This window comes from Cohnella sp. GbtcB17, from assembly GCF_019091135.1.
In the GTDB taxonomy this organism is placed as follows: Bacteria; Bacillota; Bacilli; order Paenibacillales; family Paenibacillaceae; genus Cohnella.
This window is the reverse complement of record NZ_JAGXJW010000193.1, coordinates 1-373: the sequence shown is the minus strand read 5'-3', so window position 1 is coordinate 373 and position 373 is coordinate 1. Positions and strand designations below refer to the sequence as shown.

At 62.7% G+C, this 373-nt stretch carries 1 protein-coding gene; it reads right to left on the bottom strand.

Annotated features, from left to right (window positions below; genetic code table 11):
- Window positions 1-373 (bottom strand): alpha-L-rhamnosidase-related protein (locus KVT38_RS33565; RefSeq protein WP_483298217.1); only part of this gene is annotated, 373 nt, incomplete at both ends.

Here is a 373-nt window from a genome sequence, read left to right as displayed (position 1 = left end):
TATAAGCGCGCTTTTCCTCATCCCACAGCACCGCGTAGATCGCCTCGGCCAGACGATCGGCGCGCGCCGCGAACGCGTCGGCTTCATCAGTAGCGCCGGCCGCGGCGGCTAGCGCCCGCGAATCCCGAAGCGCCTTGGCGAGGAACAGGTTCTGATGCGTCACGATGCCTTCGTACGGCTGGCCGATCGGCGCCCAGTCCAGCAGATCCCAGCCGGCCATGTTCAGCAAGCCGCTGTCGTCGATATGTTCTAAATAATGCGTCAGCGTATGCCTCACCGCAGGCCAGATGTTCGCGGCGAACGCTTCATTGCCCGTATGTGCGGCATATTCCCGGCAGGCGAGGATCCAGAAGACCGTCCAGTTCGGAATGAC